Source organism: Citrobacter sp. Cf132 (genome assembly GCF_030333885.1).
Lineage (GTDB): Bacteria > Pseudomonadota > Gammaproteobacteria > Enterobacterales > Enterobacteriaceae > Citrobacter > Citrobacter freundii.
Genome location: NZ_JAOWFA010000057.1, coordinates 551829 through 566815 on the forward strand (window position 1 = coordinate 551829; position 14987 = coordinate 566815).

Sequence of the window (14987 nt, forward strand, 5' to 3'; positions counted from 1 at the left end):
TTACCGCAGAATAAAAGCTGTATAAAGAACGTCGGTGACAACCTGTTTCGGCTGCCCAACAACAAGCGGAGTCGCCAGCGTCTCTTTGATAGCGGTAATCAGCTGTTGCTTACCTTCCTCGGTGGCGAGTGTGGCCGCATTCTGACGAGAAAATAGCAGCAGCAAGCGGCTGCGCACTTCCGGCAGATATTCGTTAAGACGTGAACGTGTCGCCTCATCTTTCATGCGCAATGTGATACCGATATACAGCACACGGTCTGCATCACCCAGATTGACGGTAAAGGTATCCAGCGCAAAGAACACCGGGGCTGGCGGTGGAGCCGGTTCCGCTTTGACGCTGGCGGAAGGCTGCTGCTGCATGCGCCAGTAGCTATAACCTGCAGTTGCGCAGGCGGCGAGGGTAATTAATACCAGCAGAGGGATCCAAATAGCGCGTTTACTTTTTTTGTTAATCGCGGAGTCAGTCATCAGATACGGGCTTCCTGTTTCGGTACAGCTTATGGGCTGATTATCCCGTGTCCTGTCCACGACAAAGCGTGGAAAAGACGCGGATAATCATGCTACCTCTGGCGTTAGGCGAAGATGTCTACTGCGCCATCGCCGCGGGCAGCGGCTTGCAGCGAGGCTGGGGTTGCCAGTATTGCGTCATCTTCAGCGGCAAAAATGTCTTGTCCTTGAGCGCGACCAGACTGCTGTTGCTGTCCGGAAGACTGCTGATGGCCAGCGAAGCTTTCACTGCTGATGTTGCTTTGTCCCAGTTGGATCCCGCTTTCAGCCAACTGTGTACGCAGCATCGGTAATGCGGCTTCCAGTGCGGCGCGCACGTGACTGTGCGGTGAAACCATTTGTAACTGCGCGAGGTTATCGTCCAGCTTGAGCGAAATATGTACCTGACCCAGGTCCTGCGGATGCAGACGCAGCTCTGCGCTTTGCTGGCCCTGGCGCGTGAACAAGGTGACGTGCTGGCTCAGCGATTGCTGCCATTCATGGCTACCTAACGGAGCGCTTAACACCGGCGCGGCCGTCGGTAACGGTTGTGCGTGTGTTTGTGAACCACTTAGCGGGGCCGCAGTCATGCCAATGCTGGTCGGTGACGGGGTGCTGTCGATTTCAGTTCTGGCGTTCGCTGCCGCCGTCAGCGGGGTTAATGCCGGGTTGTTTGCCTGATTAGCACCACCGCCAGCAATCGTGACATCCGCTTTGCCTTTTTTGGCATCACCAGGCAGTAATTCGTCTGCATTATCAGTTGCCGCGCCGTGTACCGCGCCTCGTGACAATGCGGAAAGCGCCGCATCAACAGGGGCTGGTGCGCTATCGACGGCAGGCGTAGCCAGTGGTTGTCCTGGCAGCATGGCGAACAACGCGCTCAGGTTGGCGAGATCGTCATCACTCAGCGTAGTGTTTTTTTCGTCCTGCTGCGCGACTTTGCCCAGTGTCGTCAGGGCATTCGCTTTCAGTGAAGGCGTGAGAGCGGACAACAGTTGCTGAGCGTCAGTCATGTCGGCAAGAGAAGTCTCGGTTTGCAGCTCCTGTTGCGCCAGCAGATCGGTTAATTTGACCGACGGTGTGGCATCGCCATTTTTTTGCAGCAACCCTTTTTGCAGCTTACTGCTGGCCGCCTGTAAGTCGGCAAGCGACAGCGGGGCGTCTTTACCTTGTGCGTCGCCCGCACCTAATGCGCCAGCCAGTAGCGCTAAAAAATCCTCGGGTGAATCTACCGCTTTGCTTGACTGAAGACCTGCGGCTACATCGGTGTCGGTGGTAATCAGTTGGGGTAAAGTAATCATTCGGGTTTCCTCATAGCTGCGCGCTGAGCAAATTCATCCATTTTTTTCTGATCCAGACGGTTTTCGGCCAGTAACGCCGCCGAGGTTTGTCTGTCCTGCAACGTCTGCCACGCCTGTAATCGTTGTTTTTTGTCGCGCCAACTGTTCAATGCCTGGTCTACTTTCTGTGTCCATTGATTGAGCTGTTGGCGATGTTGCTCAATCGCTTTTTCCAGCGTCTGAATAAATTGTTGGTAATTGATCCAGCGATTGCTGGTAATACCCTGGCCCATGTCGTTGTTCAGATTGTTGCGATACTCATGCTGATAATCGATCAGCATTTTCAACTGCTCTTCCGCCTGCTGACAGCCACGACGCATCTCTCCCAATAAGACAGCAGCGTCATCTACCTCTTTTTCAGCCAGGTCTTTCAATGTTGCTAATGCACCATGTTGTGCCATGACCTATGCTCTCCTGCTTAATCACACACCAGGGAAAATCAGTTCCAAAGCTTGTAGAGAATCTTCCCAGTCAGCCCGTTCAAAAATACCTTGCTGTAAGAATGCTTCCAGCTGCGGCCATAAGGCGATGGCTTTATCCAGCATCGGATCGCTGCCTTTGGCATACGCCCCCACGCTGACCAGATCACGGTTACGCTGGAAGCTGGACAGCAACTGTTTAAAGTTACGCACCCGTGCATAGTGTTTTTCACTAATGAGCGCGGTCATGGCGCGGCTGATCGAGGCTTCAATATCGATGGCCGGATAGTGACCCGCCTCGGCCAGATGACGAGACAGCACAATGTGACCGTCCAGAATCGCGCGCGCGGAATCGGCAATCGGGTCCTGTTGGTCGTCACCCTCGGTCAGTACCGTATAAAACGCGGTGACTGAACCGCCGCCGTGGATACCGTTACCGGCCCGTTCGACCAGCGCCGGTAACTTAGCGAATACTGAGGGTGGATAACCTTTGGTTGCCGGTGGCTCGCCGATCGCCAGGGCTATCTCACGTTGTGCCATCGCGTAGCGGGTGAGGGAGTCCATAATCAGCAATACATGCTGTCCGCGATCGCGAAAATCTTCGGCGATGCGCGTGGCGTAGGCCGCGCCTTGCATACGTAACAGCGGCGAGACGTCCGCCGGAGCGGCAATCACTACCGAGCGTGCGCGACCGTCAGCACCGAGAATATTTTCAATAAAATCTTTAACTTCGCGACCACGCTCGCCAATCAGACCCACGACGATAACATCGGCCTGGGTATAGCGTGCCATCATGCCGAGCAGGACGCTTTTACCGACGCCGGAACCGGCGAAAAGCCCCATACGCTGGCCGCGGCCAACGGTTAACAACGCGTTGATGGGGCGTACGCCGGTATCCAGGACGTGTTCAATTGCGGTCCGTTGCAGCGGGTTAAACGGCGGCGTAATCAATGCGCCGGTTTCGGTGGTATCCGGGGCGGGCAGTCCGTCGAGCGGTTTGCCGCTACCGTCCAGCACACGACCCAGCAGAGCAGGGCCAAGCGGTAATTGCTTCCCGCTTTGCAGACCTTCTCCGGCAATGTTCTTCGCGTATACGCGTGCGCCGGGCAGAACGCCTTCGACCTCTTCGAGCGGCATCAAAAACAGACGTTGACCGTTAAAGCCCACGACTTCGCTTTCGACCTCCTGGGTTTCGTTGCCGTCCTGGCGTTCAATGACGCAGGTGGCACCGAGCGGCAGCTGTAATCCTGTGGCCTCCAGCACCAGCCCGGTTGCGCGGGTCAGGCGACCATAACGACGCACCGCAGGCAGCAGTGACATTTTCTCTTCGAAGTTGTCCAGCGTATTGAGCCAGCGAGTCAGGCGAGTGGTCATTACACGACTCCTGGCGCTGCCAGACGGCAGAGTTCTTGCCAGCGTGTGGCGACGCTGGCATCCAGATCGCCTTCGTCGGCGGAGACTTTACAGCCGCCGTGATGCAGAGTCGGGTCGCCGCGCAGCCGCCAGCCGTGCAGGCTGAGAGTGGCACCGAGCATCTCCTCTACACGCTGGAGATCGTCCGGATGTACGCGCAGCTGAGGCTTACCGCTAAACAGCGGTTCCTGTTGCAATAACTGTTGGATTTGCTTAATCAGCGCCGCGTTATCCACGATTGGCGTCTGACCAATCACCTGACGCGCAGCTTCCAGCGCCATTTGCATCAGTCGCGAGGCAATGACGCTATCCAGCGCGTCCAGCGTATTCTGAAATTCACTCACCAGCTGCTGCATGCGGGCATGGATCGGCGCATGCTGTGCTCGCGCCTGGTTCTGGCCTTGCTCCAGCCCCTGGCTCAGACCTTCCTGATAGCCTTGTTCGTGACCTTTTTGTCGACCTTCCGCCAGCCCCGCGTTATACCCTTGCTCATGGGCCTGCATTTGCAGCTGTGCGAGCTGCTGTTCAAGCTGTTGCTCTGCGGAAAGCTGTGGCTCTTCAGCTTCTTCTGACAGCGGCGTTTCGCTGTGGTCGGCCAGTACGAACTCCGCCATCGGTGGGGCGAGGTCGTCCGGAGTCCAGACTTTCCACGGCAGTTCGTTAGACATAGGTATCCTCGCCGCTGCCTATCACCATCTCTCCAGTTTCCGCCAGACGACGCACAATAAGCAGAATGGCTTTCTGTTCGTTTTCCACCTGCGACAAACGCACCGGGCCGCGGTTGGCAAGGTCGTCACGCAGAATATCGGCAGCACGTTGCGACATGTTGCGCAGGAACTTCTCGCGTAGCGGCTGTTCGGCACCTTTCAGGGCAATCAGCAGAGATTCGGAATCCACTTCCTGCAACAGACGCTGGATACTGCGATCGTCGACGTCCACCAGGTTTTCGAACAGGAACATCTCGTCGATAATTTTCTGTGCCAGCTCGCCGTCGAATTCGCGTACGGCGGTAATAACCGCTTCTTCCTGCTGGGTTTTCATCAGGTTGATAATTTCTGCTGCCGTTCTCACGCCGCCCATTTTGCTGCGCTTGAGGTTCTGACCATCGAGTAGACCGTTCAGTACCTCGGTCAGTTCTGCCAGCGCGGCAGGCTGCACACCGCCGAAGGTGGCGATACGCAGCATCACGTCGTGACGTAAACGCTCGTCGAACAGTGCCAGAATATCGGCGGCCTGGCCCCGTTTGAGGTGTACCAGAATGGTGGCGATAATCTGTGGATGCTCGTCGCGGATAAGGTCGGCGGCGCTTTGTGGCTCCATAAAGTTGAGCGTTTCAATGCCGCTGGTGGTATCGCGGGTTTCCAGAATATCTTCCAGCAGGCTGGAGGCGCGTTCCTCGCCCAGCGCTTTCACCAGCACGGAGCGCAGATATTCGTTGGCGTTGATATTCAGCGCGGCAAATTGTTCTGCTTCTTGCTCAAACTCGGCCAGTACTTCCGTCAACTGTTTGTTGGAGATCTGGCGTACGTTCGCCATCGCTGTACTGAGCGCCTGAACTTCGCGCGTGGAAAGGTGTTTAAACACCTCCGCCGCGCGATCTTCGCCAATGGTCATCAGCAAGATGACGCTTTTATCGGTACCGGTAAGGGCATTACTCATGATCGTTACTCATCCACTGGCGAATGACCAGCGCCACGACGCGCGGATCGTTATCTGACATTTCACGAATACGCTGGCTCATCACTTCTGCACCCAGACGTTGATTCGTACGACGCTGCTGGGTTTGTTCGTCTTTGCTGAGGCGAACTTCTACCGCTTCTTCGGTTTCCTGACGGATACGCGTTTGTTCTTGTACCGCTTTTGCTTCTTCGCTGCGGCGAACCAACTGCGGGCGAACAGCCTTACGCCACAGGATCCAGGCAACAAGCAGAACCAGCAACCAACGGCCTGCGGTCATCAACTGTTCAATAAAGACCTGCTGTTTCCAGAACGGCAGCTCGCCAAGGGAATCGTCGGTTGCCGTGAAAGGCGAGTTCACCACGTTCAGGGTATCGCCACGCTTGTCGGAGAAGCCCATCGCTTCGCGGGTCAGGTCCTCAATCTGTTTCATCTGATCTGCGGTTAACGGCAGCGGTTTACCGTCCGGCAACGTTTTATAGTTGACCACCACTGCAACCGAGAGACGCTGCACATCGCCGACGTTCATTTTGGTGTGGCGAATGGTACGGTCGACTTCATAGTTGCTGGTTTCATTACGCTGCGTACTGCGTGGACCAGAATTATTGTTGTTATTTGCCGTTTGCGTGGTTTGCGCATTTTGCTGATTAGCCGGAGGGGTGGCGATTGGCGCGGTATTAGCCGGTGCTGGTTGGTTAGACAATGCGCCCGGTACGCCGCCTGGCGCTCCGCTACCGATCTGCTCGCTGACGTTTAACTGGCGTGAACGCAGCACGGCCTGGGAATCATCACCGTTTGGACGGTACTGTTCTTCGGTTTGCTCTTTATTAGCAAAATCCAGTTGTGCGGTGACCTGCGCATGTACGTTACCGTTGCCGACAATCGGCGACAGGATCGATTCAATACGACGTTGAACGCGCCCTTCGACATCGCTGGCGTATTTCAACTGCGCATCGTTAAGATCGCGGCTGCTGGTGTTTGACTGAGTTAACAGATGACCCGCCTGGTCGACCAGCGTAACGTTGCCCGGTGGCAAGCCTGCAACAGCGCTGGAAACCAGATGCGTGACCGCACTGATTTGACCTTCATCCAGTGCGCGACCCGGTTCAAGGTTAACGGTCACGGAGGCTGAAGGCGCTTTTTGCTCACGCACAAACAGCGACGGTTTTGGCATTGCCAGATGCACGCGGGCGCGTTTTACCGGTCCCAGCGTTTCAATAGTACGGGCTAATTCACCTTCCAGCGCACGCTGGTAGTTGACCTGCTCGCTAAACTGGCTAATACCAAACTTTTCCTGATCCAGCAGCTCAAAGCCAACGGCGCCGCCCTTCGGCAGACCTTGTTGTGCCAGACGTAACCGCAATTCGTGAACTTTATCGGCAGGAACTTCTATAGCACCGCTTCCCTCAGTAAAACGATAGGGAACGTTCATCTGCGTCAGTTGGGTGACAATCGCGCCACCATCCTGATCGGATAGGTTGCTGAACAGTGTGCGGTAGTCAGGTGTTTTGGCCCACAGGACCATCGCCACGATGATAGCGACGGCAGCGGCTCCCGCCACAATCAGAGGAATTCTGGGATTCGCGCGCAGGCGGTTTAACCACTCGAGAGGTTTAAGCTGGGTTGCAGTCGATGCTGTCGCACTCATCTCGCACCTCGTGGCTTATCGTGGACGGCGTTTTTTGCAAAGTGGAACAAGACTCACTCCCGGGTCAGCAAACTCGAAAAATTGACGGTCTCATTATTTGCGGTTTCGAATTTTTCTATGCGTTAAAAACCGTGGTTTTTTATCGTTATTTAACGCCTTTATCTTATTGACTAACTGGTAATCTCAGCTAAGTAAAAAATCATCCAGGGGATCAGAATGTCGGCAATACAGGGGATTGAAGGGGTCATCAGCCAGTTACAGGCCACGGCGATGTCAGCAAAAATGCAGGATATGCAGCCACAACCGACCGTAAGTTTTGCCGGTCAACTGCATGCGGCGTTAGACAGGATCAGCGATGTGCAAACCGCGTCCCGTACGCAGGCTGAGAAATTTACCCTCGGTGAACCGGGTATTGCGCTGAATGATGTGATGACCGATATGCAAAAAGCGTCGGTATCAATGCAGATGGGTATTCAGGTGCGTAACAAGCTGGTGTCGGCCTACCAGGAAGTGATGTCGATGCAGGTGTAGGTTTAACGTGCAGAGATTGTTTGCCGGATAAGCGCAGCGGCCATCCGGCAACCAGTTACTTCTGAATCAAATAGCGGATCGTTGGGCCATCCTGCTGAATATCCAGCACCGTATAGCCGTGATTACGCGCATCCAGTGGAATATTGTTGATTGACTGCGGGCAATCGCTCACCACTTCCAGAATTTCACCTTTCTTCAATTGCGGCATCGCTTCCAGCGTGGCGACAGCCGGGTATGGACACGGTTCGCCGACCATATCGAGGCGATAATCAGGCACGATATTTTTCATACAGACTCCTTGGCAGGCGTCAGTCCTGCGCGACGGAAGAAGCGTTTTTCCCAGCCGATAATGAGCATCAGCGCGGCAAACAACAGCAGATAGGTCACCAGTAGGCCGCCGAGCGGACCGAAGGTGTTGAGCAGATTCACTTTGTCCCAGTTGGTGGCAAGCGCGGGAGCAAAATCATCCCAGTAGTAGGCCAGAATGGTCGAGCCAATAACGTTGCCCAGACCAACCCACCAGTAATGCACCTGGCCTTCAACGGCGCGGTACATCCAGCCGGTTTCACATCCACCCGCTAAAACGATGCCAAAGCCGAACAGCAAGCCGCCGATCACCGCATTTGGACCCGCCCACATGATTTTAGGCTCGACGCCCAGTTGTACGTAGCTAAAGATACCGATGGCGCTGACCGCCATCCCGAAGATGATTGCTTTTGCCATATGGGTGCGACCAGAAATCCACAGGTCGCGGAAGGCGGAGGTGAAGCAGATTTGCGCCCGTTCAATCAGCAGACCGAACCCAACGCCAAATAGCATCGCCAGACCGAGCTTGGGTTTATCCATCGCGGTGAGCAGCGCCCAGCCGATCATGCCGATAAACACCAGCATACCAAGGCGGAAACGGCGACGGGCCTGATCCGGCTTTTGCGTTAACGGCGAAGCGGCAGAGACTTTCTGCATTTTGACCGGAATACGAAACATTGGCAGCAGGGTAAAGCGTGCGCCAAACCATGAGCCAATGGCCGTGGCCAGCGCAAAAAACCAGGCGTGTAATGAGAACTGCGGAATGCCGGTGAAGAATGCGGCCAGGTTACAGCCCATTGCCAGCCGGGCACCGAATCCGGCGATCGCCCCGCCGACTATCGCCTGCATAATGCGCACCCGACTGCGCGGCATGCGCAATTTGACGTTGTTGGCCCACAGTGCGGCAGCAAAACAGCCGCCGAACATACCGAGGATCATCATGCCGTCGATGCGGGTCAGGGGCGAACCTTCGAGATGGATCAGCTTGTAGTATCCCCACTCTTCGGCGTGCACGCCAAACAGTTGCAGGATTTGACCACCCCAACGGGTGAATTCACCGGTAACGGCCCAGAAGGTTCCCATAATGCCGAAATAATAAGTGGAGAGAATACCCGCTGCGATGACCGCAGGGGCGGGGGCCCAAAATTTAATTAACCAGGCCTGTTTGAAGTGTTGCCATGACATGCGTTGTGCCTCTGAACTCAGAAGGTATGTAACAAGAAGTGTGGATACTACACCGTTCAGAATTTTTGACTATGAGTAATAAGAGGTAACACCGTATGGATCAATCTTTCTCAACGCTGCCGAAAGGCTGGCGACATCAGGCCTTTAATGCCACAATCCCATTTTCTTCGCATGCAGGATGAATGATGAAAAAATTAGCAATCGTTGGTGTATTTCTGGCGCTTACCGGATGCGCCGAAGTAGAAAATTATAACGACGTGGTGAAAACGCCAGCGCCAGCCGGTCTGGAAGGATACTGGCAGTCAAAAGGTCCGCAACGCAGTCTGGTGAGTCCGGAAGCCATTGCCAGCCTGGTGATAACGAAAGAGGGCGATACGCTGGATTGTCGCCAGTGGCAGCGGGTGATCGCGCTGCCGGGGAAACTGACGATGCTCTCTGGCGATCTCACCAACGTGACGGTGAAACGCGAGCTGTACGAGATCGAGCGCGAAGGCAATACGCTGGAATATGACGGTATGACGCTGCAACGGGTGGATCGCCCGACGCAGGAATGTGCTGACGCGTTAAAGAAAACGCCTCTGGCCACACCGCTGCCATAAACCGTACGCCCCGGTAGCCAACAGCCACCGGGGTTGAACTTTACAACACGTCTTCAATCACCCACACGCTGACGCTCCCGCCGTTACAATAAAACGTCGCTTCACCGTTATCATCGGTGACCACACTTTCTGCACGATTTCCCAGATAGTCACGCCAGGTTTTATTGCCATAATTGGCGCCGAGATTGATGGTCTTTTCCCCGTCATCGCCGTTAGACAACACCACCACGCAGCCGGGATCTTCGTCCGTTCCGCTGCGACTAAAAGCGATACAGTTAGGGTGATCGAAAAAGAGCGTCTGTACCCCGTGCGCAAAGCGCTGACGCGCGAGGATCAGTTCATCAAGCTGTTCAATGATCGGCATGTCGATAGGATAAGTTTCGCCATCGCCGCCGGTGTCTTCGTAATGCGCTCCGTAGAGGTCGGGGTAAAACACCGACGGCACGCCGTTTTCGCGCAGCAGGATCAGTGCATAGGCCAGCGGCTTAAACCACGGTTCGACAGGGGCTTCGAGTGCCTGCAAGGGTTGGGTGTCGTGATTGGCCACCAGCGTGACGGCATGAAACGGATCGGCCTCCACTAACGTGTCGGTAAAAATCTGGCTCATGTCGTAATCGCGGCCCTGACGGGAGGCTTCGTGGAATTTCATCTGCAAAGGGGCGTCGAACAGCATGGTTTTCCCCTCCACCTGATTAATGTAGGTTTGCAGCTTATCGACTTCATGGGACCAGTATTCCGCAACGATAAACAGTGGCTTGGGGGCGACTTCCTGTACGTGCTCGATCCACTCTTTGTAAAACCATGCCGGAATATGTTTCACCGCATCTAAACGAAAACCGTCACACTGGGTTTGCTCCATTACCCAACGCGCCCAGTATTTGAGCTCCTCAGTCACCGCGTGATTGCGAAAATCGATATTTTCGCCCATCAGATAATCAAAATTACCCAACTCATCATCAACCTGATCGTTCCAGCCTTCGCCGGTGTAGTCGTTAACGATTTTGAAAATGCCGTCTTCGGTGGGATTCTCGATATGGTCAATGCCGCTGAAGCATTTAAAGTCCCAAATGAATTGCGAATACTGGCCAGCGCGGGCAGGGAAGGTGTAGCGCGTCCAGCCTTCGCATTCGATAATCTCATCGTCTATTTGTGTGCGATCCTCGGCGTTAACCCGTTGGACGCGGATCTTTTCTTTCTCATCTGCGCCCATTTTGTGGTTAACCACCACGTCCAGCAGTACGGCAATATCATTGTGCTTAAGCGCGTCTATCGCCGCCAGCAGCTGGTTTTTATCGCCGTATTTGGTGGCGACGGTTCCCTTTTGGTCGAATTCGCCCAAATCAAACAGATCGTAGGAATCATAGCCAACGGAATAACCGCCGGACGCGCCTTTATAAGCGGGGGGCAGCCATACCATATTGATGCCGATATCATTGAGTCCGCCTGCGCGTTCGGCAAGCTCGGGCCAGAGTTGACCGCCATCGGGGTAATACCAGTGAAAATACTGCAATAACGTGGGATTTTTCATCTTCCGTGCTCCAGAAGTCGTTTGGTCGACCTCTGGAGTATGGAAGATAATTCAGACGAGACGGGAAATTATTGTGGCGTAGTGGGGGCGTCGGGTACTAACAGCATCCCGGAAAGACGGCCATAGGCGTTATTGAGCGTCTTTTGGCGCGTCGACTGACCGATGAGATTGCTGAGTTCATCCAGCCGCTGCTGCAACAGGGTTTTGAGCAACTGTTCGTTATCCAGCGTCTGTTTAATATACCCAGCCACTAAGTCCTGAATACTTCGCGTAATGCCCGGTGGAGTTTGCTCTTCCATGACCACTTCAATACTTTGCAGATAGCTAACTTCCTGTTCCAGTAAAAGGTCCCACTCACCCCGCTGTGCCAGTTCCAGCAGCGAGTGACTGAGTAGCGCGATGCGCTGCCAACGGTTGATAAACTCCACGGCTGAGGTCATTAACGAGACTCCTGGGACGACGCTTTCGGTGAGATCTGTTTCCAGGCTTCCGCAATGTTGCCGAGCAACCCTTCGACTTCTTCAATAGCCTGACAATCATTACGCAAGTTGGCTTGCAGTAAACGGCGAATCATATAGTCATACAGCGCAGACAGGTTGGTGGCGATTTCACCGCCATTCTCCTGATCCAGACCTGCTTTCAGGCCATTGTCGATAATATTAATGGCTTTGCTTAAGGCCTCGCCTTTGGCGACAATATCGCCCTGTTGCATAAACAGGCGAGCGCGCACCAGGGCGCTGTTCGCGCCATCAAACAACATTTCGATCAACTGATGCGGATTGGCGCTCATCACGCCACTCTCTATGCTGACCTGTGCATAGGCTTTGGTACCGCTCGCGGTATACATGCTTACCTCGTGTTATCAGGATTTATTCATTGCTGTAAATTGTTGGCCCAGATAGTTACTGGTGTTATTCAGCTTGCTCATCATGCTATCCAGTTGGGTAAACTGGGCGGTGTAACGCGCAACCATGTCGTCGATACTGGCGCTGACGGACAGGTACTGTTTGGTCAGTTTTTTCAGCGTGGCGTTAATGCTGTCTTGTGCGCTGTCGATAATGCCGTCATCGGCCAGGTAGCTTTTCACTTCGGCGGCAATTTTGGTGGTGATCCCGGTTTCTTTACCGTCGCCAGCCAACAGCTCACGTACCGAAGCGGTGTTTTCGTCCAGCGCTTTTTTCAGTTTGGTGTCATCGATGGTCATCTTGCCGGTTTTGCCATCCTGCTTGATGCCAATTTCATTCAGCGTCTTAAAGGCGCCTTCGCTACCAGAGTTGGCAAACTGCGCGCGAATACCGGTCTGAATGGTACGCACCACGCTGTCACCCACTAGGGCACCGTTATCCTTGTCCTGACCTTCAGCACCTTGATCAACGGCTTTATATTTGGTCAGCGTATTAAAGGTATCAATAAGTGAGTTATAGGCATCCACCCAGCCTTTAATCGCTTCCGTGGCTTTCTCATTGCTTTTCGTGACGGTGACACGCGCGTCGGTGACTTTTTTGGTCAGTTCTAGCGTCACGCCCTGCGGGGCATCGGTGATTTTGTTACTCTGGCGTTCAATAGGGATCCCGTTCATGGTTAATTGAGAGTTTTGCGCAACTACTCGTTCATCCATTTTACCGGTACCGGTTTTGCTGTCGTAAGCCAGTAGATCGTTAAGCTTGCTGTCGCCGTCAACAGAGATAGTCATTTCGCTGTCCAGACCTTCGGCGGCGGTCAGCACCAGTTTAAACTCATCGTCTTTCACCTTGACGATACTGGCAGAAATCCCGCTGTCGGAATCGTTAATCGCCTTACTGATATCGTCCAGCGTGGTTTTGTCCTGCGACAGTTTAATCTCCAGCGGCTCTTTCCGACCCGGCTGCTCAATTTTAATCGTGCGCGTGGCAGAACCATCACCGAGAGCCTCTTTGTTTGAACCAACCGTTGCAGTACTCAAAGATTGCGCCTGCGCCAGCTGTGTAACGCTGATGGTATAAATACCCGGTGCCGCGCCGGCTTCGGTGGTCACTTTCAGATCTTCAGTACTGCTGGTCACATTACTGCTTTTGAACAGTTCCGGTTTATTTAATGCGGTATTGGCCGTCTGGAATTTTTCCAGCGCACTCTTCAGCGTACCGTAAGCCGTCAGGCGTGCATTATTATCGCTCTGTTGCTGAGTGATTGGATTTAAACGTTTTTTCTCAGCAATAGTCAGGTTGTTTAGCAACGTATCCAGTGGTAAGCCTGAGCCTACGCCCAGTGATGTAAATGAAGCCATGCCCGATTCCTTGTGATTGCAAACAATTGTTAAGCGGGTTATCGGCAATCTGCGCGCAAAGTTTAATGATAGTTTTGCAAAAATAATGCGCGGAATAGTGGTGAATATTGCGGGTATTTCAGGGGCTAAGAAAAAAGTGAGCGGAAAGTAAAAATTTTCTAAAGTTCGAATTTAAGGTGCCGATACAAGGGTTACGGTGAGAAACCGTGGGCAACAGCCCAATAACATCGAGTTGTAATTGATAAGGAAAAGATCATGGCACAAGTCATCAATACAAACAGCCTGTCGCTGTTGACCCAGAACAACCTAAATAAATCTCAGTCTTCCCTGAGCTCCGCTATCGAGCGTCTGTCTTCCGGCTTGCGTATCAACAGCGCGAAAGACGATGCTGCTGGCCAGGCGATTGCAAACCGCTTCACCTCTAACATCAAAGGTCTGACTCAGGCGTCCCGTAACGCCAACGACGGTATCTCTATCGCACAGACCACTGAAGGTGCTCTGAACGAAATCAACAACAACCTGCAGCGTGTGCGTGAACTGTCCGTGCAGGCGGCGAACGGAACGAACTCCGGTTCTGATTTAACCTCTATTCAAGATGAAATTAACCAGCGTTTGTCAGAAATCAATCGCGTAGCTGAACAGACCGATTTCAATGGCACGAAAGTGTTGAGTAAAGATGGTAAATTGACTATTCAGGTTGGTGCGAACGACAATGAAACAATTTCTATTGACCTGAAAAAAATCGACTCTTCGACGCTGGGGCTAGATAAGCTTGATGTTACCAAAATGGCAAACACCGTTTCAAATGGTACATCATTGAATGTAAGCGCTACTTTTGATGAAAGCATGCTCAAAGATTTGGGGGGGGCAGCAGTAACCGGTGGCAAGCTTATGACAGATGATGATGGTAAAACATATGTTACTGTTAACACTAAGAGTTATGAAGCTAAAGTTGATAGCACAAAAGGCACGGTAACATACGATTCTACAGGAGCTGAATATACCCCGGCAGCAAATCCTGTAGAAGTTAAAACAGTAGGCAAGACTGTTAAAGTAGATGCTGAGACAGGTTTTGCGAAAAACCAAGATTTAGTAAAATACAAAACTGGAACAGGCGTTAATGCCAAAGATGCTTACGCTATTAGAACAACCGACGCTGTCACAGGTCATGCTACCTATACATCCGCAACATTTGATGCTGATGGTAAAGTTACCGCTGGTACTGCTGTCACTCCTGATATTACGGTAAACCCACTGGATAAAATTGATGCTGCGTTATCCGATGTAGATAAATTCCGTAGCCAGTTGGGTGCTGTTCAGAACCGTTTTGAATCTGCAATCACCAACCTGGGTAATACCGTAAACAACCTGTCTTCTGCTCGTAGCCGTATCGAAGATTCCGACTACGCGACTGAAGTGTCCAATATGTCTCGCGCACAGATCCTGCAACAGGCGGGTACTTCTGTACTGGCACAGGCTAACCAGACCACGCAGAACGTTCTGTCTCTGCTGCGTTAATTTACGCTTATCGCGCAAACCCCGCTCCGGCGGGGTTTTTTACACTTAGCTTTACCCGTAACCCCCAAATAACC

At 53.2% G+C, this 14987-nt stretch carries 16 protein-coding genes; 3 read left to right on the forward strand and 13 right to left on the reverse strand.

Annotation, left to right across the window (positions count from 1 at the left end; translation table 11 throughout):
• The 7 genes from fliL to fliF form a co-directional block, all read right to left on the reverse strand.
• Positions 1 to 468: a flagellar basal body-associated protein FliL gene (gene fliL, locus OGV85_RS16020; RefSeq protein ID WP_003030435.1), complete on the reverse strand. Its 468-nt coding sequence runs from the start codon at positions 466 to 468 to the stop codon at positions 1 to 3.
• Between the two features lie 104 nt (positions 469 to 572).
• Entirely contained in the window at positions 573 to 1787 is a 1215-nt protein-coding gene (gene fliK / locus OGV85_RS16025) for a flagellar hook length control protein FliK (RefSeq protein ID WP_048218011.1), read from the reverse strand.
• Positions 1784 to 2227, reverse strand: coding sequence for a flagellar export protein FliJ (gene fliJ, locus OGV85_RS16030; protein ID WP_003030438.1), 444 nt, complete (start codon positions 2225 to 2227; stop codon positions 1784 to 1786). The genes fliK and fliJ overlap by 4 nt, the downstream gene beginning before the upstream one ends.
• A gap of 21 nt (positions 2228 to 2248) precedes the next feature.
• Complete coding sequence (gene fliI / locus OGV85_RS16035) at positions 2249 to 3619, reverse strand: flagellar protein export ATPase FliI (RefSeq protein WP_003030440.1); 1371 nt, start codon at positions 3617 to 3619, stop codon at positions 2249 to 2251.
• A complete protein-coding gene (gene fliH / locus OGV85_RS16040; protein WP_003030441.1) occupies positions 3619 to 4326 on the reverse strand; it encodes a flagellar assembly protein FliH in 708 nt (235 codons plus the stop codon). Before fliH ends, fliI begins: the two co-directional genes overlap by 1 nt.
• On the reverse strand, positions 4319 to 5317 hold the full coding sequence (fliG, locus tag OGV85_RS16045) for a flagellar motor switch protein FliG (protein WP_003030443.1): 999 nt from the start codon (positions 5315 to 5317) through the stop codon (positions 4319 to 4321). Before fliG ends, fliH begins: the two co-directional genes overlap by 8 nt.
• Positions 5310 to 6983, reverse strand: coding sequence for a flagellar basal-body MS-ring/collar protein FliF (gene fliF / locus OGV85_RS16050; RefSeq protein WP_003030446.1), 1674 nt, complete (start codon positions 6981 to 6983; stop codon positions 5310 to 5312). The genes fliG and fliF overlap by 8 nt, the downstream gene beginning before the upstream one ends.
• A 216-nt stretch (positions 6984 to 7199) precedes the next feature.
• Here fliF and fliE point away from each other — a divergent pair, with 216 nt between their 5' ends.
• Positions 7200 to 7514, forward strand: coding sequence for a flagellar hook-basal body complex protein FliE (fliE, locus tag OGV85_RS16055; RefSeq protein WP_003030448.1), 315 nt, complete (start codon positions 7200 to 7202; stop codon positions 7512 to 7514).
• A 55-nt stretch (positions 7515 to 7569) separates the two neighbouring features.
• On the opposite strand, the gene yedF is transcribed toward fliE, so the two are convergent.
• Both yedF and yedE read right to left on the reverse strand, forming a co-directional pair.
• Entirely contained in the window at positions 7570 to 7803 is a 234-nt protein-coding gene (yedF, locus tag OGV85_RS16060; RefSeq protein ID WP_000790504.1) for a sulfurtransferase-like selenium metabolism protein YedF, read from the reverse strand.
• Positions 7800 to 9005 (reverse strand): selenium metabolism membrane protein YedE/FdhT, encoded by a 1206-nt coding sequence (gene yedE, locus OGV85_RS16065; RefSeq protein WP_181522771.1) that lies wholly within the window; start codon positions 9003 to 9005, stop codon positions 7800 to 7802. Before yedE ends, yedF begins: the two co-directional genes overlap by 4 nt.
• Before the next feature lie 185 nt (positions 9006 to 9190).
• Between yedE and yedD the strand changes: the two genes are divergently transcribed.
• Positions 9191 to 9604: a lipoprotein YedD gene (yedD, locus tag OGV85_RS16070; RefSeq protein ID WP_003030454.1), complete on the forward strand. Its 414-nt coding sequence runs from the start codon at positions 9191 to 9193 to the stop codon at positions 9602 to 9604.
• A 40-nt stretch (positions 9605 to 9644) separates the two neighbouring features.
• Here the strand turns inward: yedD and amyA are convergent, their stop codons facing one another.
• The 4 genes from amyA to fliD form a co-directional block, all read right to left on the reverse strand.
• Positions 9645 to 11132 carry an alpha-amylase gene (amyA, locus tag OGV85_RS16075; protein ID WP_181522772.1) on the reverse strand — a complete coding sequence of 496 codons (1488 nt, stop codon included), beginning with the start codon at positions 11130 to 11132 and terminating at the stop codon, positions 9645 to 9647.
• Positions 11133 to 11200: 68 nt separating this feature from the next.
• Positions 11201 to 11572 (reverse strand): flagella biosynthesis regulatory protein FliT, encoded by a 372-nt coding sequence (fliT, locus tag OGV85_RS16080; RefSeq protein ID WP_181522773.1) that lies wholly within the window; start codon positions 11570 to 11572, stop codon positions 11201 to 11203.
• Positions 11572 to 11979: a flagellar export chaperone FliS gene (gene fliS / locus OGV85_RS16085; RefSeq protein WP_079223690.1), complete on the reverse strand. Its 408-nt coding sequence runs from the start codon at positions 11977 to 11979 to the stop codon at positions 11572 to 11574. The genes fliT and fliS overlap by 1 nt, the downstream gene beginning before the upstream one ends.
• A gap of 15 nt (positions 11980 to 11994) precedes the next feature.
• Entirely contained in the window at positions 11995 to 13395 is a 1401-nt protein-coding gene (gene fliD / locus OGV85_RS16090; protein ID WP_181522774.1) for a flagellar filament capping protein FliD, read from the reverse strand.
• Positions 13396 to 13650: 255 nt separating this feature from the next.
• Between fliD and OGV85_RS16095 the strand changes: the two genes are divergently transcribed.
• Positions 13651 to 14913: a FliC/FljB family flagellin gene (locus OGV85_RS16095; RefSeq protein ID WP_181522775.1), complete on the forward strand. Its 1263-nt coding sequence runs from the start codon at positions 13651 to 13653 to the stop codon at positions 14911 to 14913.
• Positions 14914 to 14987: the final 74 nt, after the last annotated feature.